The following is a 24,769-nucleotide window of genomic DNA, read 5'->3' as shown; positions in this document are numbered from 1 at the left end:
ATATGCATTGGATAGATTGGTTAGTCTTAGTTACAACGTTGGGATATATAGCAATCTACGGTTACCTTAAGACGAGAAACCAATCCAGCCTCCAAGAATATATTGTTGGCCAAAATCAACAATCCTGGTGGAAATTGGGTATTGCAGTCATGGCAACTCAAGCGAGTGCCATTACATTTATCTCTACAACAGGCCAAGGGTACGCGGATGGATTGAGATTTGCTCAATTCTATTTTGGGTTACCCCTTGCAACGTTTGTCATAGTGAGCACATTTATTCCGATTTATTATAAGCTAAAAGTTTTCACCGCATATGAATATTTGGAAGGCAGATTCGATGTAAAAGTGCGCACCCTTACAGCTATGCTTTTTTTAGTTCAAAGAGGCATGGCTGCAGGAATAACTATCTATGCGCCATCCATTATTTTATCGATCGTACTAGGATGGAATTTGGAGCTAACACATATTCTGGTTGGTTTAGTTGTTGTCATATACACTGTGTCCGGCGGTGTGCGTGCAGTTAATATTACACAAATACAACAAATGATGGTGATCTTGGTCGGAATGTTATTCATATTTCTTTTTTTGCTTTACAAGTGGACATTACATTCTGATATTTCAGAAATAATTCCGGTCGCTCAAATCTACCATCGAACGAACCTTATAAATACAGAATTTAATTGGCAGGACAGATACAATTTGTGGTCAGGGTTGACCGGCGGATTTTTCCTAATGCTCGCATATTTTGGTACAGATCAATCTCAAGTACAAAGGTATTTAGGTGGGAAGCTTCAAAAATCTGCCTCCATGGGAATGATCATGAATGCTATTGTCAAAATACCTATGCAAATATTTATACTTGCCTGTGGAGTTTTGGTTTTTCTGAGCTTCCAGTTTGAAAAGCAACCTTTGCATTTTAATCCTAAAATCCAGAGTTATCTCAAGGAAAATCATCAGGCTGAATCGAATTCATGGGAACATGAACTGGACAGTGTTCATAATTTAAAATCAAAATTATTACTCCAAAATAGCGAACAAGTTCAACCATTAAGAGAAATTTATCAATTTGAAACTTCCAAAAGAAAAGAGATTGAAACTGTAGCAAAACAAAACCGGGAAGGTATTGAATCAAATGAAAAAGATTATATCTTTTTGTACTATATTTTACATTTTTTACCTCATGGCTTGATCGGTTTATTGATTGCAGTAATATTAGCAGCTGCTATGTCATCTGTATCCGCCGAGCTCATTGCATTAGGGAGTACAACTATGGTAGATTTTTATATCCGCTTTAAAAAGGAAGAAATCAAGCCCTCTCAGGAAATATTTCTATCGAGGATATTTACTGCAATGTGGGGCTTGATCGCTATTGCATTTGCACTTTTCATCCCTTTGTTCGAAAATCTCATTCAATTTATAAACATCATCGGATCCTTATTTTATGGCACCATTTTGGGAGTATTTCTATGTGCTTTTTATGTTAAATATATTCAATCAAAAGCAGTATTTATCGCTGCTATTCTCGCTGAAATACTGACTTTTGGATTATTCACATTTACAAATATCGGTTTTCTTTGGTTTAATGTAATTTCTTGTGTTTTCGTAATTCTCACTGCACTATGCTTCCAATTCTTCATCAATCGGTGGAAGCCAAATGTAAATGAGTTTTAGAGAGAGGAATATGAAACCCAAATTTTACTTTGTAGATCAATGTGAGAATCCAATTAGCAATATGATTGATGGTTTTGATGTGACCGAATGGTTTCGCAAGGCGAAAATCGAGTGAACGATTTCACTCGATAATGAGGGAACCGAGCAAAACTTTGCTCGGCGTTGTGATTGAGCTTAATTGGGCAAATTAATGCCTATATTATTTCACTTGGATTACTTTGCTCGGCGTAGTGATTGAGCTTAAGTGGGCAAAATTGTGTCTCTTCATATTTTTATAGATCAAATATGAAGCATCAAATTGCAACTCCACATGTCCAATTTAAAATTCGTATTTACAAAAAAACACATGCATCATCTTATTGCTGAAGTCAAAATGCCTTTTGATAGAATTTCAGAAGCTAAATCTTAGTTAATCAATGCCATTGTAATGGTTTAGGAACAAAAAAAAAGTCCGGAATAATTCCGGACTTTTTTTTAAATAGTTTTCCTTACTATTTATTGACCCTGTATAGTTTCCCGTCTTTTTCGCTGCATATATATGCATCTTTATAACCTCTTTCTGTCAATTTGGAAAGAACACTTTGTGCCTCCGTTTCAGTATTAAAATCTCCTAAAATGATAATAGTCTTTCCAGATTTTGTCCAGTGCTCAATCCTACCTAAATCATTAATTTTTGATGAATCGAACCAATCCGGAGCTTGAAATTCTGCAACTCTGATTTTATATTGGCCATCTGTATTCTCGGTACTTTCAGCAGGAGTGCTTAGAAAATCAGTACTCCCTTTGTACAAAACCTTTACCCTGGATTCATCCAAAATATCACCTATGACGAATGCGTCCCTGATTCCATTGGATTTCAAAATCCTCAATTGGCTCAGCGCGGCATTGAGATTCGGAAAAACACCAATTCTAATTTTAACCGCATTGTCTGCCTGAACCATAAATACGTCACCGTAACGCGTGTACTTTTCAAATCGTGCTGCTATTTGATCATTGAATTGTGACATTGCAGCTATCTGGATAAAATACACTTTTTCTGATTGAAGCTCCGGGCGATTGTATACAGCAGGGTCTTCATATACATCATCCATCATAGCTGAATTCATATTCATTTGTGGCGCTTTAACGTCCACATCCAATCCTGACTTAATTCCAATCTCCGAATCCGTTAATGGCTTCAGATTTTGTTGATTACGCAAGACAATTTTTGCCGTTTTATAAATGTCTTCAGCTCCTTTGCCACCCTGACGGTTGGAAGTAAAATATGCGTCACCATTCTGATCAATCAGAAAATTGAACTCATCCTTAGTAGAATTTACACATGCACCCAAATTTGCGATATCAGTCCAGCTCACTCCATTTTGTGTCGTTTTGAAAACATCAAAACCACCAAATCCCAAATGCCAATCAGATGAAAAAAACAAGTCATTCTGGTTGGTATATGGCGATAATTCATTTCCAGGCGTATTGATTATGGATCCCATATTTTCCGGAACAGTCCAGGTATTTTCTCCCGTTTTTTTACTTGTATAGAGATCAAATCCACCGAACCCTCCTGGTTGATTGGATGCAAAATAAAGCGTATTTCCATCTTTTGACAAAGAAGGAAAAGCATTCACGTATTCGTCTCTTGCAAAAGGGAAGGCTACTGGTTCTGACCATGATCCCGATTTGGAAATATGTGAAAAGTGAATATTCATACCACTTTTAGATCTCAAAACTTCCGATAATGACTTTCCTCCTGTTCTGGTAAATGCAACTATAGATCCATCTTCTGTGAAGGTAGCTGAGCCTTTGCCCATTGCTTCGTCTGTAAGTACATCCTCCAATCTTGAAGGGAATGTATTGGGGTTTGCTACAATCTGAGGAGCCGTTTTTAGTTCGGTGCCTCCCGGTGTTTTAGCTGTTAGGTCGCCAGTGATTCCAGAGCCCATGATCACACCACCTCTATAAGAAACTGGGGCTTGGTCAGGCTGGTCTGTATTCGTAGGCATGTTGGACAACTTACAGTTATTCGGTCTACCTAATTCTACGATAGCATAATCGCAAGCCTGAATAAAATACTCAGCAATCACAGGGTTTTTGATTTTATATTTTTCAAAATAAATCTTGGCCTGAACAAAATCTGTTTCGGATCTCAAAAGGTCACCATACTCAAAATAAACTTCCGGGTCCACACCAACTTGATTACTTAATTCAGTATATAAGCTGGCTGCCTTTCCATTCTGTTGAGTCATTTTATAACTGTAAGCGAGCCTGTGCTTACCTGTTTGATCTAATACGGTACCTGATTTGACCATTGACTCAAATGCAAGTACCGCTGAAGGATAATCCAGAGACTCGAATGCTCTGTTTGCTTTTTTCAAATTGGATTGGGCTTGTCCTACCACGCTGATCAGGAATATCAGCACGGCTGTCATGATTGGACCGTAAGATTTCATATTTGAGTTTTAGTTATGATTTACACTGTAAATTAGGCGCTAATATATAACAAATAATTCAAATATTTAATAATATCTATTAAAATTTTAATATGAACATTCTGGGTTGAGAGTATTTTTTATCTTGTGGAACTTTAAATCTTACAAAGGCTTCAAGATGTCACAATCCCACTTTCGACTCCTCTTTAGTCTCATCTTACTGACTAGTTTCAACTTCACTTTTAGTCAAAATCAACAAAAATTCAATAATGATGAACTCATACTCAAGTTGAAAGCCGGGGTTGATATCCATCAATTCTTAGAAAAAACAGGATCCAATACCCTAATTCCGTCACAATTCTATTTGAAAAGATCACCGGTTCCAGAATGGAATATTTATACTCTTGGCCTGAGTAATCATGCCAATCCGGGTAATGTCATCAGATTTCTAAGTCAAATGAATGAAGTTGAAGTGGTCCAGAGAAATCACATTTTGAGTGCAAGGCTAAAACCTGATGACCCATTATACAGTAATCAGTGGTTTCTCAATAATGACGGAACGCAGGGAGGGGTAAATGATGCAGATATAGATGCAGATAAAGCATGGAACATCAGCACAGGCGGAATGACAGAATCCGGAGATACTATCGTAGTATGTGTGATAGACGATGGTGTAGATATCCGTCATGATGACCTGCGTGAAAATCTATGGTTCAATTATGCTGAAATCCCAAAAAATGGTCTGGACGATGATGCAAATGGATACGTCGACGATTACCGAGGTTGGAGTACATATACTCGAAACGATAGTTTCGGAACAGGGCAACACGGGACACCCGTATGCGGTCTTGCTGCCGCAAAAGGAAACAATAGCATTGGTATTTCAAGTCCCTCCTGGAATATCAAATTGATGTTCGTAGAAGGAGGAGGGGATGAAGCAAATGCAATCGAATCCTATGCATATCCCTGGAGGATGAGAAAAATGTATAATGAGTCTGGTGGAAAACAAGGGGCCTTTGTAGTCGCCACAAATACATCATGGGGTGCAGATAATAGTTTTCCGGAAGATGCCCCTATTTGGTGTGCAATTTACGACTCACTGGGACGGGTAGGTATCTTAAATGCAGCATCTACAACCAATCAAGATCTCAATGTAGACCTGGAAGGCGACTTGCCAACTTTATGCCCGAGTGAATTTCTTGTTACCGTAACAAACATCAATTGGTTGAATCACAAGGACCCAAGTTCTGGTTATGGAAAAAAATCAATTGATATTGGCGTTTATGGAGAAAATCTACTTACGACGTATAGATCAAATAATTACAGAAGTTTTTCTGGGACCAGTGCTTCAGCTCCATTGTTGACCGGAGCAATAGGTTTGCTCTATTCTATCCCTTGCAATGGCTTGAGTGATATATCAAAAATTGATCCCCCGGCAGCTGCAAGGCGTTTGAAGCAAATGTTGATTGATGGTGTGAAGCCTCTTGAGGAATTAAAGAGCATCACCGTTAGCGGTGGTGTCCTCAATTTGTATAACTCTGCATTGTTGGCTTTACCGATCATAGAGAGTAGCCCGGATACATCCAGGTTAGTCTTCGATATTACGGCAAATAACATCATTTTACCAATTCAGTGGGAATATCGTGTTGTGGGTAGTAATAACTGGCAATCAAGCACATTATACACATCAGACCCAATCGAACTGACCGGATTGAAAGCTTGCACAGATTATGAAGTTCGTTTCAGGGGAATTTGTGATAGATACCAAAACGATTATACCCCTACAAGGACTTTCACTACGGCAGGTTGTTGTGTCGCTCCACTATTTCTTGGTTTGGATAGCATCTATCCTACTGAAGCTCATATTAAATTAAAAACTGAACCAGACTTCAAACACATCTTTTATATTCTTCAAGTGGTTGGCTCCATAGTGAAAGATACTTTAGAAGCAAATATTAACGGAGATCTACTAATCATTAAAGGCCTGGAACCATGCAATCAATACACCATAAGTTTACAAAGTGATTGTTTTAGTGGAAAAACATCGGGATACGGTGAAGAGATAAATATATCAACCAATGGATGTGAAGATTGCACCAGACTCGATTATTGTGACAGAATCAAATCTAAATCTTCGCTTGAATGGCTGGATGCTTTACAGATAGGCGTTAAAAAATTCTACAGTGGCAACAATCTCGGTTATGGAAATTTTATTGGCAGTTCTGCAACTTGGACTTTAACCAAAGGACAAGGATACGATATTATATTTTCTCCTGGATTTTCCAGTGATTCAAGTGAGATGAACTATTCTGCCTGGATTGATTTTAATCATGATGCTGTGTTTGATAGCACTGAAAATGTTGTCAACCCGGATTCTATCAGCAATACAGAATTCAGTCAATATTTCACAGTACCACAATCATCGATGACCGGAGTCACCAGGATGAGAGTAGTTTCAAAATATGCTTCATTCCAGCAAGGTCACCCCAATCCATGCAATCAACTTTTGGAATTTGGAGAGTATGAGGATTATTGTATCTATATTGATGAAACCCGATGTGAAAAAATCAGGGACGTATCAATCGCATCCGTAGGTGATCATTTCATTGAGTGGAAAATAAATGCAGCCTTGCCTGTTAAGTATCTTTTCCACGAAAAGGGAAAAGCAGAATTCACTGAAGGATTTATCCAAAGCAATATTTTTAAGATAGAAAATCTTCAAGAGTGCACTGAATACATTTTAGAAACAAAACCCGAATGTAAGTTAGCACCTGGTTGGATTAGAGAAAAAGCAAAAACCACTGGTCAAAACTGTATCACCTCAACAAAAAATACCGAGTCATCCGATGAAATTAAAGTGTATCCATCGGCGAGTGACGGAAGGTTTGAAGTTATTGTCCCTGAAGGTGAGTTTGGTTCTGAATTTCTACTATTCAATATCGAAGGTAAAGCAATCGAGGGAGTGAATCAGAAGTTGAAAGATTCAAATGAATTTTTTATTAATGGGCCATCTGGGCCATATTTGTTAGGCATAAAGACCAAAAGTAAAGCTTGGATATACAAATTATTGATCAAAATTTAAACCTGCCCGGAGCTCCACGAGTAAAAATAAAATCATATCGTGGAACCCTTTAGGATAAAAAATTGTCTTTGATACAAACCAATTAAAATTTATAGAAAATGATGTATTTATTGCTTTTCGTTGGCGCGATCGCATTGATCGGTATGTTCATGTACAATGGCCTTATCAAATCGAAGGTAAAGGTGGACAATGCCTGGAGTGATATTTCTGTTTTTCTGAAAAAGAGATACGATCTCATTCCGAATCTGGTCAATACAGTCAAAGGGTATGCAAAGCATGAAGCTGGGACGCTCGAAAAAGTAATTGCTGCTCGAAATCAAGCAGTCGGAACCAATCCGGCAAATGTTGGCGAAGTAGCAAACTCTCAGGCTGCGATCACCTCTGGAATCAGATCCATCTTTGCCTTGAGTGAAAGCTACCCAGACTTAAAGGCTAATACGAATTTCATTGAACTCCAAAAGAATTTACAGGATATAGAAAATGACTTATCCGGTGCCAGAAGATATTACAATGCGACGGTAAGAGATTACAATACTTCTATTCAATCTGTACCTCAGGTGGTGCTCGCAAATATGTTTGATTTTGAGCCCAGAGAATTTTTTGAACTAGATCAAGCAGCTGAAGCTCAAAACATTAAAGTAGAGTTTTAGTCAATTCGATTTCAATGAGATTTTCTGCCTTTGTCTTTTTGCTTTTATTAAGTGCTTTTCGCATAAGTGCTCAGGGAAATATTTATAGCATAAAGAATTATGATGTAAATATTCAGATCTCAAAAGATGGTGTTCTGGATGTAACTGAAACACTGGACATCAATTTTCACACTGAAAGACATGGCATCATCCGGGCTATCCCTGCAAAATATCATTTCAATCACTCCAACGCGGATAGCTCCGGAATCAAATATAGAAGTGATGGTCATTCTTATAATACTTACATCACAGATGTACAGGTATCGGGTCATTCCTTTTCAAAAAAATATACCGGAGATTATTTAACCCTCAAGATAGGCTCACCAAGAGCTTTTGTCTCAGGTGATCATCGTTATGTAATTCATTACAAAATACATGGCGCGATCAACTTCTTTCAGGACAAATCAGAATTGTATTTTAACATCATAGGTCATGAGTGGGATGAGCCAATTGAAAAAGGAAGTTTTCAAATTCAGCTACATGATAATCCTGAAAAAATTCTTCCATTTTTTGTCGCTAGCGGACCCGTTGGATCTCAGGCAAATATCACCTCAACTACCTGGGCCAATACACAAAAACTCAGCGGCACATTCCAAAATACGCTTCAACCACATGAAGGCATTACAGTAGGCATCGCTTTTCCTGCAGATTTTTTAATTTATGAAAATTATGCCAACAAATTTAATTGGTTATTATTTGCATTACCTGCTATATTACTAGGAATTTTTTATAGCATCTGGACTAAATGGGGAAAAGATTATTCTTTTAGTCTTCAAACTGAATTTTATCCTCCAGAAGGAATCAATCCTTCAATTGCCGGGTATCTCATTGACGACAAACTGGATAAAAAAGACCTTACAGCTTTAATTCCTTACTGGGGACAAAAAGGTTTCCTCAGCTTAAAAGAAACTACCCATAAAGACAGATCGATTTTCAGTAAAAAATTGGATTATACTTTTTCAAAATTGAAAGAATTGGATAGTGATGCATCCGAAGCTGAAAAAACGATATTTAACGGAATATTTGAGCAAGGACCACAAGTTAATTTAAGCGATCTAAAAGAGCGTTTTTATGTTTACATGAAGATAGCAGATTCAGATATCCGCCATCAAGTGGATTCTTCCAAATATTATTATGAAAGCAGCAATATTTGGAAATGGCTCATGCTTGCAATCTCACTTTTATTATTAGTAGGTGGTTTACTATTGACATTTATTTCTTTCGGAGTGATGATACCAATGCTCAAATGGGCTGGTCTCGGAATGGCACTGGGAGCCATTGCTGGCTTCATTATATTTCGATATATGCCCAAAAAGACCATTGTCGGTACAGATATTTATAAAAAACTTGTAGGTTTTAAAGAATTCATTTCGAAAGTTGAAAAAGACAAATTGGAATTTTTCTTAAAACAGGACCCGGCATATTTTGACAAAGTGCTCCCCTATGCGATTGTTTTTAATCAAGCTGATTTGTGGAAGAAAAAATTTAAAGATCTTGAAATCGATCCACCTCAATGGTACGTAGGAAGCACACCTAATGTATATTATTACAGTTATCTACATGATTTAGACAGAGGATTAAATGAAATGAGTTCTACTTTCTACAGCACCCCTCAAATTGATTATAGTGCCAGCAGTGGAAGTAGCTGGAGCAGTGGAGGTGGATTTGGAGGTGGAGGCGGAGGCTTCAGTGGAGGTGGATTTGGAGGTGGAGGCGGTAGCAGTTGGTAATATGAATATTCCTAACCGGGAGGTGACCCATTTTATGAATCTATATCTACGGTATCAATCACTTTTTGGATATCTTCCGGATGAATGACTTGCCCTTGATGGAATTTATTAAACCAAGTGATCTGACGTTTTGCATAATTTCTAGTGTGCTGCTTAATTTTCTCCACTGTTTCATCAAAGGAATAATTTTCATTTTCGTACTCTAACCATTCTTTATACCCAACAGTTTGCATAGCCTGAGTATTCGAGTAAGATTTGTACTTCAGAAATTCAGAATATAATCCTTCTTCAATCATTTGTTCGGTACGTTGATTGATCTTTGTGTACAATTCTTCTCTGTCGCAATTCAGATAAAATGAAAACGTATTTGGTTCCGTAGATGTATTTGTGGTTTTAGGAGATGCTGCTTCGGTAACACTTTTTCCGGTAGTGAGACAAATTTCAAGGGCTCGGGATAAGCGTCTTGGGTTTTGCAAATCAATTGTACCATAAGTTTCAGGATCCAATGCAAGAAGTAATTCTTGCAGTGCCTGGATTCCATTTTGTTTCCACAACAATTCAATTTTTTCCTTGGTACTTATTTCACTTTTGGGTAGCCCGTCCAATCCTTCCAGATATGCTTTCAAATAAAATCCGGTTCCGCCACAAATTAATATTTTGTCATCTTTTTGGTAGAGTTGCTCTTCCACTTTACGGCACTCATTTGCAAATCTGCCTGCACTATAACTTTCATCTAATTCACATTCGTCAATAAAATAATGTTTGATTTTAAGTAAGATTTCAATACTTGGTTTTGCAGTGCCTATGTTTAAGTATTTAAATATCTGGCGACTATCTGCTGATATGATTGGAATATTCCAATATCTCGCCAATTCAAAAGCCATCCCCGACTTTCCAATACCTGTTGGACCACAAATGATGATTCGTTTTTTTGACATCAGGATTTTGTAGGTTTCAAGGGAACATAGTTCACAAATTTAATAAATTTTATCAAATTGCCAGTAACTGAAGGTGAACTTTGTCTCAAACGATGTATTCTGACTATCTTTGAACCATGTTGTATAGGATTTTCAAGCTGTGGATGAAACTTTGTCTGCAGTTTTATTTCAGAAAAACCTTAGTGGCAGGTGTTGAACATATACCGACAAAGGGTCCCGTCTTATTTCTTAGTAATCATCCTAATTCTTTCCTGGAAGCTTGCATTATCGCTTGTTTTCAACCCAGAGAACTTCACTTTCTTGTAAGAGGAGATATGTTTGAAAAAAAATGGTTGAAGCCTATTCTTGAGCTTACACATCAGATTCCAATTTTCAGAATGAAAGATGGATTTGAAAAACTCAAACAAAATAAAAGTACTTTTTCAAGATCTTTCGAAATCCTTCACGAGGGCAAATGCATCCTCATGTTCCCTGAAGCCAGTACGATGTATGTGCCTTACATGAGACCATTACAAAAGGGTGCTGCAAGATTAGCCTGTGGCACCGTAGAAGAATTTAATACTCCGAATTTAAATGTGATTTGCTGTGGCATACACTTTACCGGTGCACCTTATTGGAGAAAAGAAATGATATTGGAATTCAGTAATCCGATTGAAATCAATCAATACTTGCAATCAAAAGGAAATGAGGAAAAATTATCTTACCTGACCCAAAAATTCTCGCAAACATTACAAGCCAAGTGCATTTCATTTCAGACTGATGAGGACAGAATCCACCAAGACCATTTGGTTGAATTGGAATTGTCTCAATCAAAAATAAATTCATCCAAGTCTCAAAATTTAGAAATTATTGAACAGATACGCACCACGATTTCAAATTACAGAGAAAAAAAGTATGGGTCAGATTTTGCATCAATATTGGCAGACTATCACCAGGACTATAGAAATACCAGGGAGGTAAATTCTTACCATACTGCTCAAAATCTCACCTTGAAATATATGCTTTTTCTCGCCAGTGCATTTTTGGCGGTGCCTGCTATTATTTGCTATTGGTTATGGTTCTGGATGATTAAAAAATGGGCAAAAAAAGCAATCAAACACATTGAATTTTATGCCCCGGTAAGAATCGTGATTTCCGCTTTTGCTCATTTGATTTTCAGTATTCTCATTTTTATATTATTGCTTGAATTTGTGCCACTCTCCTATTCTATTCTAATCCTCGTAGTATTGCAGGTGTCATTATATTTTAGCGTGAAAGCTACAGACATTTGGAAGGAAATCCGATGGCATGTACATACACCCTCAAAATATCAAAAATCAAAAGGCCGTACTGCTTTTGAATGGCTCAAAAGGAGAGTTTAACCAAACAATGAGCTCAACTTCCGGTGTTTTTATACATTTCTTTCCGAATTTGTAAATATCCATTACTTTTGTATATAATTTATTTTAATATGAGATAGTTCGGTCCTGCCTCTCCTATTTTCGATGATCGACAGGAGTCGCAGTCTAAAGATTGGGCTAAATCATTGAACCCTCGGAGTATGAACAAAACGTTTTGGCAATCTCTCATTCCGCACGCTATTTGTGTGGCTTTATTTTGGATAATCGCTGTTGTATTTTTTTACCCTTACCTGCAGGGTAAAGTATTGCAACAGTCTGACACTACCATGTGGGAAGCTTCATCCAAAGAATCGTTGGATTATCGCAAGGAAACAGGGGAATCCGCTCTTTGGAACACAAGGATGTTCGGAGGTATGCCTACTTACCAAATCACATCACCTGCGAAATCTAACTATCTAGTATATGTTCAAAGCGCGTTGGCATTGTTCACTAGCGGTCCTTTGTATTACTTTATCTTGTTTTCCATTTGTTCATATATCTTTTATCTGGCCTTAAGTATGCCGGTATGGATAGCATTTGTCGGAGCTATAAGCTCTGCTTATGTCACGAGTAATTTTTTATTGTTTGCCACAGGTCACAATACTAAAATACTGGTGATTGCATACACAGGTCTCATCCTGGCAGGAATCATCCAAGCATTCAAGGGGAATAGATATTGGGGCTTGATTTTATTTGGATTTGGAGTTGCATTCAACATTATGAACAATCACGTGCAAATGACCTACTATGCACTGATCATGACCATTCCTTTGGTTTTGTTTCTCATCTATGACAACATTAAAGGTAAGAATATAACAAGATTCGGAATCACAAGTGGATTGATGATTGTAGCCGGGCTTGTCGCCTTGGGTGCATCTGCATCTTTACTTTGGACTACTTATGAATACGCTGAAGATACGATGCGTGGGAAACCGATTTTGAGTGCTAAAGAAGGCGTTGTTAAAAGTTCATCCGAGGTAGAAGGTCTTGAGTGGAATTATGCGATGGCGTGGAGCAACGGTATGCCGGATGTATTAGCATCCTTTATACCTGGATTTGCAGGAGGTAGTTCAGGAGAAAGTCTGGATAAAGATTCGTACACTGCCAGGGATCTTCGGAGTAAAGGATACCAGCCCCCTAAAGAATTCAAAGCGCCATTGTACTGGGGACCCTTGCCATTTACAGGAGGCCCGTTCTATCTTGGAGCCATCATGTTATTTCTTTTTGTACTAGGGATCATGCTCGTTCAAGATTACAGAAGGTGGTGGCTCATTATTGGAATCGGATTGAGTCTTCTCCTATCTATGGGAAAAAATTTGGAGTGGTTTAATAAATTATTTTTCGATTACTTTCCTCTCTACAATAAATTTCGAGCCCCTAGCAGTATAGCTTCAGTTACATCCTTCTTCTTTCCAATTTTGGGTATTCTCGCCTTGGGAATTATTGCCAAGGAGGGTGAGGATAAAAACGAAATGACTAAAAAAATATGGCTGAGTGCTGCTCTCACCGGTGGATTTTGCTTGCTGATGGCTATTTTGGGACCTTTGTTTTATAATTTTAATGGTTTGAATGACGCTGAATATGTTCAGCAGGGATTCAATCCTGATGCATTGATAAAAGATAGAATCTCCCTATTGAGAACTGACGCATTCAGATCAGCAATTTTTATTGCCCTTGCTGCTGGAATTTTATACCTCTGGAAAAAAAAAACTTTCAATCTGCAAGTCAGTATGATTATTTTAACTACACTTGTATTGATGGACTTCGGAGGAGTATCCAACAGGTATCTCAGTTGGGACAGCTTTGTAAAAAAATCTACAGCCAAAAGCACTTTTGAACCTCGCGCTGTTGATAGCCAGATCCTCCAAGATAAATCCAATTATAGAGTGCTTGATCTAACGATCAATACGTTCAATACATCAATCAACTCGTACTTTTTCAGAAGTATAGGAGGTAATCATGCCGCTAAATTGCAGCGATTCCAAGACTTGATAGATCATCAGATTCAGGGAGATATCCAAAAACTTTCGCAGGCGCTCTCCGATCCTGCTTTCCAAACAAACGACAGTGTCCGATTGAATACGATGTCTTCTTTGAAAAGCCTCAACATGTTGAATACGAAATACTTCATCCTAGGTCAACCCGGTAAAGAGGTACCTCTTGTCAATCCTGCAGCCTTAGGAAATGCTTGGTTCGTTAAGAGTATTGAAACTGTGGGAAATGCAAATGAAGAAATAGAAAAAATCAATTCAACAGATGTAAGCAATACTGCAATTGTTTCCAATGAATTTGATGCTGTCATGACTTCCAAAAGTTTTGATGGAACAGGAGCTATCAAACTGGAAGACATGAAGCCAAACGAAATCAAATATACCTCCGAATCTGGTCAACCACAGTTTGCTGTTTTTTCTGAGATTTGGTATGGACCAAACAAAGGTTGGAAAGCTACAATTGACGGCCAACCCGCAGAGATCATTAGAGCTGATTATTTATTGAGAGGTTTACAAGTGCCGGCAGGTAAGCATGAGATTGTATTTTCATTTGAACCTCGCAGTTTTTATTTGGGCGAAAAAATTTCAATGTTGTGTTCCATCTTAATGATCGGATTAATCGGAGTGATTGTCTTTAGAGAATTCAAGAAAAAAGCTGCTGAAAAATAAATTTCAAAGGATCTGTCATCAAGGAGAATATTAGTTTTTTTAAGCCCGGATTTTGTAGGAGGAGCCTGGAATGAGTATCAAATTCGCAATAAATCACGGGTATTGATAAGTAAGCATACTGTATTCATTGCCTAAGAATCAGGTATTGCGCGAAGCCATGATTTTGAAGTCAATTTAGTTTGAACAGAGATTCAACTGTAAAATGCTCATCTAAAGCTGTCAGCTTGATCGTCAAGCCAGCCAGACCCATCTAGATATCTATGCTAAGTGTTGGATACTTTTAACAAACTAATTTGGAAAGATGTGATACTACTTCTTCTTGCTTGTTTTGGAAGACGTAGAATTAGATTTTTTTGCAGCGGTTTTGACTGTTTTTTCCGGAGACTTTTTCACAGCAGTTTTCGATGCGAAGGCACCCGGAATTTGCGCTTCTACGAAAGCTTTGAATTGATCAAGGCTCATGTTTGCAGCCATTTCTGACGTGATTTTTTCGCCATCCACTTTTGGCAATGAGATCATTTTGGTTTTAAACTTCATGTAAGGTCCCCAACGACCATTTTCTACGCTAAGCTTCAGTTCCGGCCAATTGTGTATATAACGATTTGCTTCTTTTTCAGATTTTGAGTCTATGAGAGGAATGGCTTGATCCAAAGTAAGTTTGTCAAAGTCTATTCTTTTGGGTATATTTACAAACAATCCATTCCATTTGACAAAAGGGCCGAACCTACCTTTGCCTTTTGTCACCGGCATTTCCTGGTAGTATCCGATTGGTGCATCTTCCTCCTCTTTAGCCTTGATCACTGCGATAGCTTGATCGAGATCCACAGATAGAGGGTCAGATCCTTTTGGCAGCGAAATGAATTTTTCGCCCACTTTCACATAAGGTCCGAATCTACCTATTCCGATAGTGACGGTTTGTCCTTCAAATGTGCCTAAATCTTTTGGCAAATGAAACAAGTCCATTGCCTCCTTCATGGAAATCGTTTCCATGTTTTGGCCGGGACGAAGACTTGCAAACTTTGGTTTCTCTCCTTCCGGTAGTTCATCCTTATCTCCAATCTGGATTACAGGTCCAAAGCGAGTCAACTGAGCTAATACTTTCCTTCCGGTAGCAGGGTCAATACCCAACTCCCGACGACCTTTTGCCCGCTCTCCTTGCTCCATGACACTTTCCACTGTTTTGTGGAAAGGCCAATAGAATGAGTCGATCATCACTTGCCAGTCCCGTTGACCTTCAGCTATTTCATCAAAGTCCTTTTCGATCTCAGCTGTAAAGCCATAATTCATTATTTCTGCAAAATGTCCGGACAAGTAATCGCAAACTACGGCTCCGGTTGCTGTTGGATAAAGCACATTTTTGGTTGCTCCTACCGTTTCTGTTTCCTGACTTTCTTTGATTGTGCCTTCAGATAGAGTCATCCTGATATACTTGCGCTGGACGCCTTCACGGGATTCTTTCACTACATAGCCTCTGCCTTCCTCCATTATTTTACTGATGGTTGGCGCGTATGTTGATGGTCTTCCTATTCCGAGTTCTTCCAATTTTTTTACCAGAGATGCCTCAGTGTATCTCGCCACCGGTTTTGTATATTTTTCAGTTGCGCTGATACCCAAATGGGTGAGAGGATCATGCACCTTGAGCAGAGGTAACATTCCTTCTTTCTCTGCGTCATCATCGTCTGAAGATTCCATATAGACTTTTAAAAAGCCATCAAATAAGATAACCTCACCTTCTGCAAGGAAGAGGTGCTTTTTGTCTTCGGAGATCGCTATACTGATGATGGTTTTCTCAATCTTTGCGGCTGCCATTTGGGATGCCATAGCTCTTTTCCAGATCAACTCGTACAGGCGCTGTTGATCAGAAGTTTCACCTGCATTCCTCAAATTCATATATGTAGGGCGTATCGCCTCGTGTGCTTCCTGAGCGTTATTGCTTTTGGATTTATATTGTCTTGTATGCAGATAATTATTCCCAAAACTAGATTTGATCTCTTCAGCCATCGCTTGCATAGCCATTTCACTCAGATTGGGTGAGTCAGTACGCATATATGAGATAAATCCTGCCTCATAGAGCCTCTGGGCAGCTCCCATGGTTCGATTGACACTAAATCCTAATTTTCTACTGGCTTCTTGCTGTAAAGTTGAAGTTATAAAGGGTGGCGCCGGGCTTCTTGACCCTGGCTTTACCTCAACATTAGCCACGGAAAACTGAGATCTTTTGCAAAGTTCAAGAAATGTTTGGGCATCTTGTTTATTGTTAAATTCCTCATTCAAGACAGCTTTAAACCTGTCTTGTGTCGATTTGTCCCTATGGTGAAAATTGGCTTCTACTTTAAAGAACATCCGGGGTACAAACTCCTGGATTTCCCTTTCTTTTTCCACCACCAATTTTACTGCAACGGATTGCACCCTGCCTGCAGAAAGCTTGTTTTTTACTTTTCTCCAAAGAATTTCGGATAGTTCGAAGCCAACCAATCTATCCAGAACCCGCCTTGCCTGTTGCGCGTTTACGAGATTCAGGTCCACATTTCTGGGTTCTACGATGGCTTTCTGAATAGCAGGCTTGGTAATCTCTCTGAACACTATCCGCTTGACAGATTTCGGATTAAGACCCAACACTTCACACAAGTGCCAGGAGATCGCTTCTCCTTCACGGTCTTCATCCGTTGCCAGCCATACTTCGTCAGAAACAGAAACTTCTTTCTTCAGATCTGAAACCACTTTGACTTTCTCCGGAGAGATGATATAATTTGGCTTGAAATTGTCTTTAATATCAATGCCCTTAGTTCCTTTTTCAAGGTCACGAATATGCCCAAACGAAGACTTCACCCTGAAGTCCTTCCCAAGATATTTTTCTATCGTCTTTGCTTTGGCCGGTGACTCTACAATTAATAACTTTTTAGCCATGCTAGAGGTAATCCATTTTATATGATCGGCGCAAAGCTATACATTTTTGTAATACATTATGTTTTTCTTTAAGATGATCTGGCCAATATATGGATAAAAACTGCTTTCAATTATTTTGCGCCGGGAAGTCTTATCCTTTTTTCAGTATGTATCAAGGGCTTATTTTGCAACTCGCGATCCATCTGTTGCTTTCTCATCTTACTATAAGCTATCATCAGATTCGCTTCATCGATAGCAACGCCTTTGATGTCTCTGTAGAAAGCTCTGAGCAATAAATCTACCATGTCATCTACGAAGGTTACTTTGTTTTTAATAAAATAAGCACTTAATCTACTGCCTTCATCGAAGCCCCAATTGATTTGCATCCACCTGCCCAAACTAAAATGCAACTTCGATGCTATAGTGTCTTCCGGCACCTTCAACATCTTAAGTCTTGCCTCTTCCTGGGTGAGCCGATACAACTCTTTGATCGCATCTTTGGTATCTGTCGGGATATAGACGTCATTGATTCTACTTAGCTTCACTCTGGCTTGGAAAGTTGAATCTGCCTCATGACTTGCTCTAGTATTCTGGGAATAGGCCATCTCTACTGTGATCACAAGGCAAGTAATCCAAAAAAAATTGCGATAAACCTTCATATTATGTTCACAAACGCAAATCTCATATAGATGATTTCAATCTCCGACAAAAAAAAAATTGACGGCTTACTCATTGTTCTATCTATTACCCCCTCCTCCACCACCGGAATTATCACCTTCTCCTTGCTTCAAATCATCATTGATACTGTCCTTTCTTTTCTTCTGAGGTCCGCCAAATTCCATTTTTCCAAAGCGATAATCCATACTGATCCGGACACCCCAGCCTTCAAGATCATTCTTCTGATCATATTTAAACTGTGGTGATTCAAAATATGAATATAATTTCATTTTAGGATGAAATGGGTTATCTACACCAAAACTAATTCCACCTTTTTTGTCCCACAAATCTCTACGGAAACCAAGACTGTAAACAAAGTAATTTGCCTGCTTACCTTGTGTCGTCAGTTTGGGACTATTGTAAAATCCAAAAATCGTAAATCCCCATTTTTTAGTAAAATAAATATTTCCAAAGGCATTTACATTAAAGTTGAAAGCATCGTTTTTTACTGATGCGTACTGATCGCTAGTTAATTTTTGGTAATAGAGATTTACCGTTGAATTCAGAATGATTTTACCAATTCGAACAATTCCTCCTGTGAGGCTAAGACCACTGGAATATCCACTTGCATCATTATTATAGGTAGAATTGATTCTTCCCAGCGAATCAATAAATCGATAATTGTCTATCAAGTCTGAGGTCACTTTGTGGTATAAGGTCGCATTGATATTCTTAAAGTTTTTTGAAAATGTATAAGAGAGTTCAAAGCTTTCGGTCAATTCCGGTTTTAGGTTAGGATTGCCATAAGAAATGTTGGTCGGATCATTGTAATTAATGTAAGGGTTGAGATAGAACATTGAGGGTCTTTGTATTCTTCGGCTATAGCTTGCCTTCAAAGTAGATTTGTCAGGTAGCGTAAAGCTGATTAAACCTGAAGGTATCCAGGAAGAATAATTTCGTTTGAATTCGCTTTCATTATTTTGGTTGCCACTGATAGAGGTATTTTCATACCTGAGGCCGGTTCTTGCTTGAATTTTCTTCGTGATCGGAAAAGTAATTTGAGTATAAGCCGCTGCAACATCTTGATGATAAATAAAAAGATTGGACCTTGACTGATCGCGCTGATATATATCATTAGAGATTTGCAAAGTGTCGTAATAAATATCAGATTTCACATCTCTCCAAATGCTTTTTGCACCTAACTCTACATTTATTTTTGAGGTAATCGGGTGCAGGTAATCAGTAGCTATCGTTGCTTCTGCGTTAATTCCTGAGTTTGGCCCCAGCTCTTTGTATTCAAGAGCTGAAAGTTCGTCGAACTGAGAAGTGATATATTTTGTTTTTCGATTATTGTAATTGTATTGGCCTGAAATACCCCATTCTCTGGGAGAATCTTTTTTAAATGTTCGCTTGTAATCAATATTTACATCAGATCCAAGATTAAGATTGTTGACACTGGATTCTCTTCTATACAACCAATCCAGAGAATCAATTTGATCACCACCATAATAGTTTAATTTGTTTTTGTTTCCAAAGGCATGTATAGGTGTACGCAAACTCAAAGAAACATTATTCTTATCATTGAAATCATAATCTGCACCGATCTGAATAAATGTTCCACCTCCCAAATTACTTCCTGATCCGGTTTGATTCAATACTTGGTATTCTGCAGGAACGAAATATTCACGAACAATTTTTGATTCTGACTTTGATCTCCACATATGCCCACCCAAATTACCCGTGAGACCCCATTTGCCAAATCTCATAGAAATGTTCGATCCGAGAAAATTACTTCTTGTACCAATACTTCCATTCACTGAACCACTCACACCTATAATCTTCTTTGTTTTAGTCACAATATTCACTATACCACCTGAGCCTTCTGCGTCATATTTTGCACCAGGCTGAGTGATCACTTCAACTTTTTCAATCATGTCTGCAGGGATCATTTTCAAAGCATCTCCCACATTTCCCGCCATGATAGATGATGGTTTTCCATTGATCAGAATTTTTACGTTCTGGCTTCCCTGAAGCGAAACATTTCCCTCCAGATCCACAGTCAACATTGGAGTCCTTCTCAATACATCTGCTGCATCTCCCCCTTTGGTAGTGACATCTTTCTCTGCATTGTAGATCAGTCTGTCAATCTTATTTTCGACGATATCTTTTGTTCCGGCGATCGTCACCTCATCTAATCTTTTGACTTCGTCTTCCAGAATAATTTTCCCAAAGTTATGGTCGGGTGTTTCTTTATTAACTTTTATGGGTCCGACGACTTTGGATTTGTAACCTAATAATACGAAGGCGATTTCATATTTTTTATTCAATAAATTTACAAATTCAAACTTGCCACTTTGATCCGTCAAAATACCATCCAAATCCTGATGTTCTAAGGCATCACGGAGCACCACATTGACAAACTCCAATGGTTTTTGGCTAGCGGAATCAACTACCCTTCCTGAAATTTTACCAATACCTGTATTTTGCCCCTGACCGGACCCTAATTGCTGTGCCTGCATACTTTGCAAAATACATGTCAAAAAAATTAGGACCCAAAGCTTTAAATGTTGAATTTTCATGTACAAATATCATATTAATAAAAAAGACACGTCCTTCTAAAAGATGAAGAAACGCGTCTGAAATCATCATAATCTTTTTACTTTACCGGATACACAGGAGGTTTCGGCTCAGAATAATTTTTTCCTTTTATTTGTTCTTTCATCAATTCTATTGCTTTGGCTAATTGTTGATCATCACCCATATACTCCTTGTATGGATCGTTGTCTACTACAATATCCGGATCAACTCCATGACCTTCTATTTCCCATTGTTTACCATCTACATCGTATCTTGAAAACTCAGGTCTATTGAGAAATCCACCATCGACAAAAGGTAAGGAGCCTCTGATCCCAACTACACCACCCCAGGATCGGTTACCTACAATTGTTCCAAGTTTGTGTTTTCTAAAGCGATAAGCAAAAATATCACCATCACTTGCAGACCATTCATCTATCAAAGCAATTTTTGGCCCTATAACTTGTTCTTGTGGCTCGAAAGTAGGTTGGCTGTTTCTCATGATTGTTACTTGCACAGGTTCGCGTCGGAGGCGCTCAATAATATGCGGAGAAACGTTTCCTCCACCGTTCCCTCTGTCATCTACAATCAGAGCATCCTTGTCCAACTGAGCATAATAATGCTTGACAAATTCGTTCAATCCATCGCTTCCCATATTTGGAATGTGAATATATCCGACACGTCCGTTTGTCGCTTTATTTACTCTTTCGTAATTGGATTCAACCCAATTATAATACATCAGTTTGCGCTCATCATTTGTAGGAACGACAGTCACGATGCGAGAACCGTTATCGGATGCGTTTGTATTGACAGAAAGTTTAATTTGTTTGTCTGCGGTGCCAACCAACAATTGGTAAATATCACCCACAGACTTAACTGAAACTCCATTTATCGCAGTAATGTACTCGCCTGCCTTTACATTGACACCAATTTCTGTCAATGGTGATCGTGTGGATTTGTCCCAATTTTGGCCCTTATATATTTCTTCAATTTTATAATAGCCCGATCCATCTTTGGTCAGTTTCGCACCTAGCAATCCCATTGGTACTCTTTCGGCTTTGGTATAATCACCACCGCCAACATATGCGTGTCCACAATTCAATTCACCGATGAGTTCACCGATCACGTAAGTCAAATCTACCCTGGAATTCACATAAGGTAATAGCTGTTCGTAGGTCTTTTTCATTTTATTCCAATCTACACCATGCATGTTTGGATCGTAGAAAAAGTCGCGCATTTGTCTCCAAGATTCGTAAAATATTTGTTTCCATTCGGATTGTCTGTCAACCATGACTTTCATATCACCCAGTTGAAGTGCTGACTCAAAGTTTGCCTTAGCTGAAGGAAGGTCAACGATATAATAATTTCCATTCGTTGAAGCCATCATTTTCTTACCATTGGCACTAATAGAATATCCATTCGCGTCAGCTATCTCGCTTTCTTTCTGACTGTCGATATCATAAGCGAACAATTTCATTTTATTACCCATTGAACTTTTGAAGTAATAAAGTTTTTTGTCAACCGCTCTTAATCCAAAATAATTTCCTGCTGAAGTTGGAATTTCTCCTAGTCTTTGGGAGATACCATTGAAATCAATTGCAGCCATTTCGGACTTCGGTTCTTCCTTTTTCTTGTCTTTGGATTCATCTTTCTTTTCTCCGGATGGCTCTTCCTTTACGGCGACTTCGTCTGATTTTAATTCAAAAATATTCTTAACATCATTTCTCAATGTGACAAAATATATTTTCGCCAGATCAAAGTATGCATAGTTCCACTCCACGTTGTTGTATGAAGGCGAATATGTGCGCTGAGAAACGAAAAATAAATACTTTCCATCTGCGCTAAACTCAGGAGAATAAGAATCAAACCAACTTTCCGTTATCGTATAATTTTTTCTTTCAGAAAGTGAATATACCTGAATGACGGAATTCGCTTTTTTTACCTGCTTGGTATAACTGAGATATTTACTGTCCGGTGACCATGAATAGTCGTTCAATTCGCCGTGATCGCTGTAGAGTACTTTGACATTATCCCTGGATTGGATGTCAACGAAATACAGGTTTTGTTTGCGATCACTGTAGGCTACTTTTTTTGAATCCGGAGACCATTCCAAACCATATTTGTAATTGTCTCCATTTGAAGTGAGCTGAATTGGTTTTGAACCACCGGAAGCATCAGTCATATAAATCTCATCTTCTCCGGAGGCATCGGAAATATATGCAATATACTTGCCATCGGGAGACCATTGAGGGTCTCGTTCATGAGACGAAGAAGAATTTGACAGATTTCTCGTAGGACCATTTTTCAAAGGAACAGTGAATATATCTCCTCTTGCAGCAAATACTGCACGATTTCCGTCAGATCCTATGTCCCAATTTTCAATATAATCCTTTGCATTGACAAACTTGTTTCTGCCTGAAGCGAAGTCTTCCTGCAATTGAATAGGAACTTTATCCACCTGATCGTTGGCCAGGTTTAGTTTATAAATCCAACCTCCATTTTCGAACACGATATATTGGTCTCCCAATGATGGAAATTTCACATCAAACTCCTTGAAATCTGTTACTTTCTTGGTTTGCTTGGTGTTGAGATCATAGCAAAACAAATTCATCCGTGCATCCCTGTCAGAAAGGAAGTAAATTTTGTTGCCCGCCCACATTGGGATAATATCCTGAGCCGGATTGTCCGTAATTTTTGTCGTTTGTTTAGTGTTAAAATCGAATATCCAGATTTCATCTGCCTGGCCACCACGATATCTTTTCCATGTCCTGAATTCTCTGAATACCCGGTTGTAAGCCATTTGTTTTTTGTCCGGAGAATATGAACAAAAGCCACCATGTATCAAAGGCAACTGCTCCGGAGTTGTTGCATCTGTTTTGGCTAAATATAGTTGACCTCTCCAGTCATTCCATTCACGACCTCTGGATCTAAATACGATATTCTCATTGTCCCTCCATGTCATACAAAGATTGTTTGGGCCCATTCTGTCTGAGACATCATCCCGATCTAAGGTCGCTGTATAAGTCAGCCTTTTTGGAACACCTCCTGATGAAGGCATAAGGTAAATTTCGCTGTTGCCATCATATTGTCCTGTGAAGGCAATGTTTCTTCCATCCGGAGAGAATCTGGCAAATAGTTCTTGACCCGGATGATTGGTCAATTTGCGTGCTACGCCACCCTGCAATGATACAGAGTACAAATCTCCTGCATAACTAAATGCAATTTGCTGACCTGACTGTGCCGGAAAACGGAGCAGTCGAGCCTCCTGAGCAAAAACCATCGATGCAGAGGCTACCATCCATAGCAGTAAAAGTTGATTTTTCATATTCATGATTTTAGAACAAGCTACAAAAGTACGAAGTCTTTCGTAATATGAACTATTTTAGTGCAGATTTTTTAGTGCCAAAGTCCATCACCCAAAAGTCCTGATATCTCGCAATGCCTAAGTCTTGATAGTTTCCCATGAGGTTCTTGCAGTGCCCCGGACTCTCCAGCCATGCCTGAAGTACATCGAGGAAAGTATCATACCCACCAGCAACGTTTTCAGCATAAGATTTCCAGATATAGTTCTGGAGTTCAAACCGCTTGTAAGTCGGTAATCCGTTGCGACTTGAATGTGAAAGTTCGTTTCGCTGATAGATGTCCCTGGCATGCATGGAGGCTGCTTTTTCTAATTTTTCATCCCAAGTCAAATCTGCAACAGGGGGCATTTTAACTCCTCCGCAATTACAGCCGCGTTTCCTCACTTCATTCACAAGTTTCAACATCTCTGATTGTGAATTCAGGGCCGTAATGCTGCCTTTGTAAGAAACCATCTTTTGAGCTTGAGTGGCATTCAAAGTATATAAAATGAAAATGGAGATCAGTACTTTCTTCATGCTTTCAGAACGCAATTTTAAGCAAAAAGCGCAATTCGTTTCTCAATTCGGTCCAAAATTAAGAAAAGTTTAGGAGAGACCCTTTCTCATCATGATTTGCTTTCCAGGCCAGAAAGTTCTCAGGTCGCTTTTCTTAATTTGCAGAGTAATGAACCTGAACTTTTCAAAAAAACCAGACTCAACATTTACATTTTCGGATTTGGATC

The 24,769-nt window shown here is 38.6% G+C and carries 13 protein-coding genes; 6 read left to right on the top strand and 7 right to left on the bottom strand.

Going from position 1 to position 24,769, the window contains the following annotated elements:
- The first annotated feature begins 2 nt into the window (after positions 1 to 2).
- A complete protein-coding gene (locus IPI99_09900; protein ID MBK7340828.1) occupies positions 3 to 1,670 on the top strand; it encodes a sodium:solute symporter in 1,668 nt (555 codons plus the stop codon).
- Positions 1,671 to 2,161: 491 nt separating this feature from the next.
- Here the strand turns inward: IPI99_09900 and IPI99_09895 are convergent, their stop codons facing one another.
- Positions 2,162 to 4,111: a PD40 domain-containing protein gene (locus IPI99_09895; protein ID MBK7340827.1), complete on the bottom strand. Its 1,950-nt coding sequence runs from the start codon at positions 4,109 to 4,111 to the stop codon at positions 2,162 to 2,164.
- Positions 4,112 to 4,268: 157 nt separating this feature from the next.
- Between IPI99_09895 and IPI99_09890 the strand changes: the two genes are divergently transcribed.
- The 3 genes from IPI99_09890 to IPI99_09880 all read left to right on the top strand — a co-directional run bounded on the left by IPI99_09890 (position 4,269) and on the right by IPI99_09880 (position 9,591).
- The gene (locus tag IPI99_09890) at positions 4,269 to 7,172 is read left to right on the top strand and encodes a S8 family serine peptidase (GenBank protein MBK7340826.1); all 2,904 of its coding nucleotides are present in this window, start codon (positions 4,269 to 4,271) and stop codon (positions 7,170 to 7,172) included.
- Between the two features lie 98 nt (positions 7,173 to 7,270).
- A complete protein-coding gene (locus tag IPI99_09885) occupies positions 7,271 to 7,822 on the top strand; it encodes a LemA family protein (GenBank protein ID MBK7340825.1) in 552 nt (183 codons plus the stop codon).
- Between the two features lie 14 nt (positions 7,823 to 7,836).
- Complete coding sequence (locus IPI99_09880; protein ID MBK7340824.1) at positions 7,837 to 9,591, top strand: DUF2207 domain-containing protein; 1,755 nt, start codon at positions 7,837 to 7,839, stop codon at positions 9,589 to 9,591.
- A gap of 32 nt (positions 9,592 to 9,623) precedes the next feature.
- Here the strand turns inward: IPI99_09880 and miaA are convergent, their stop codons facing one another.
- The gene (gene miaA, locus IPI99_09875) at positions 9,624 to 10,529 is read right to left on the bottom strand and encodes a tRNA (adenosine(37)-N6)-dimethylallyltransferase MiaA (GenBank protein ID MBK7340823.1); all 906 of its coding nucleotides are present in this window, start codon (positions 10,527 to 10,529) and stop codon (positions 9,624 to 9,626) included.
- Between the two features lie 116 nt (positions 10,530 to 10,645).
- On the opposite strand from miaA, the gene IPI99_09870 reads away from it, so the two are divergent.
- On the top strand, positions 10,646 to 11,890 hold the full coding sequence (locus IPI99_09870; protein MBK7340822.1) for a 1-acyl-sn-glycerol-3-phosphate acyltransferase: 1,245 nt from the start codon (positions 10,646 to 10,648) through the stop codon (positions 11,888 to 11,890).
- 179 nt (positions 11,891 to 12,069) lie between these two features.
- Positions 12,070 to 14,568, top strand: coding sequence for a YfhO family protein (locus IPI99_09865; protein MBK7340821.1), 2,499 nt, complete (start codon positions 12,070 to 12,072; stop codon positions 14,566 to 14,568).
- Between the two features lie 309 nt (positions 14,569 to 14,877).
- Here IPI99_09865 and topA read toward each other — a convergent pair whose 3' ends face one another.
- The 5 genes from topA to IPI99_09840 all read right to left on the bottom strand — a co-directional run bounded on the left by topA (position 14,878) and on the right by IPI99_09840 (position 24,563).
- Complete coding sequence (topA, locus tag IPI99_09860; GenBank protein ID MBK7340820.1) at positions 14,878 to 17,475, bottom strand: type I DNA topoisomerase; 2,598 nt, start codon at positions 17,473 to 17,475, stop codon at positions 14,878 to 14,880.
- Positions 17,476 to 17,585: 110 nt separating this feature from the next.
- Complete coding sequence (locus tag IPI99_09855) at positions 17,586 to 18,113, bottom strand: hypothetical protein (GenBank protein ID MBK7340819.1); 528 nt, start codon at positions 18,111 to 18,113, stop codon at positions 17,586 to 17,588.
- 78 nt (positions 18,114 to 18,191) lie between these two features.
- Positions 18,192 to 20,630 carry a TonB-dependent receptor gene (locus IPI99_09850; GenBank protein MBK7340818.1) on the bottom strand — a complete coding sequence of 813 codons (2,439 nt, stop codon included), beginning with the start codon at positions 20,628 to 20,630 and terminating at the stop codon, positions 18,192 to 18,194.
- A gap of 137 nt (positions 20,631 to 20,767) precedes the next feature.
- Positions 20,768 to 24,016, bottom strand: coding sequence for a PDZ domain-containing protein (locus IPI99_09845; GenBank protein MBK7340817.1), 3,249 nt, complete (start codon positions 24,014 to 24,016; stop codon positions 20,768 to 20,770).
- Positions 24,017 to 24,062: 46 nt separating this feature from the next.
- Positions 24,063 to 24,563 (bottom strand): CAP domain-containing protein, encoded by a 501-nt coding sequence (locus IPI99_09840; GenBank protein MBK7340816.1) that lies wholly within the window; start codon positions 24,561 to 24,563, stop codon positions 24,063 to 24,065.
- Between the last annotated feature and the right edge of the window lie 206 nt (positions 24,564 to 24,769).

It is taken from the genome of Saprospiraceae bacterium (assembly GCA_016710235.1).
Lineage (GTDB): Bacteria > Bacteroidota > Bacteroidia > Chitinophagales > Saprospiraceae > Vicinibacter.
The sequence above is the reverse complement of the archived record's forward strand: the minus strand, read 5'-3'. Positions and strand labels throughout refer to the sequence as shown.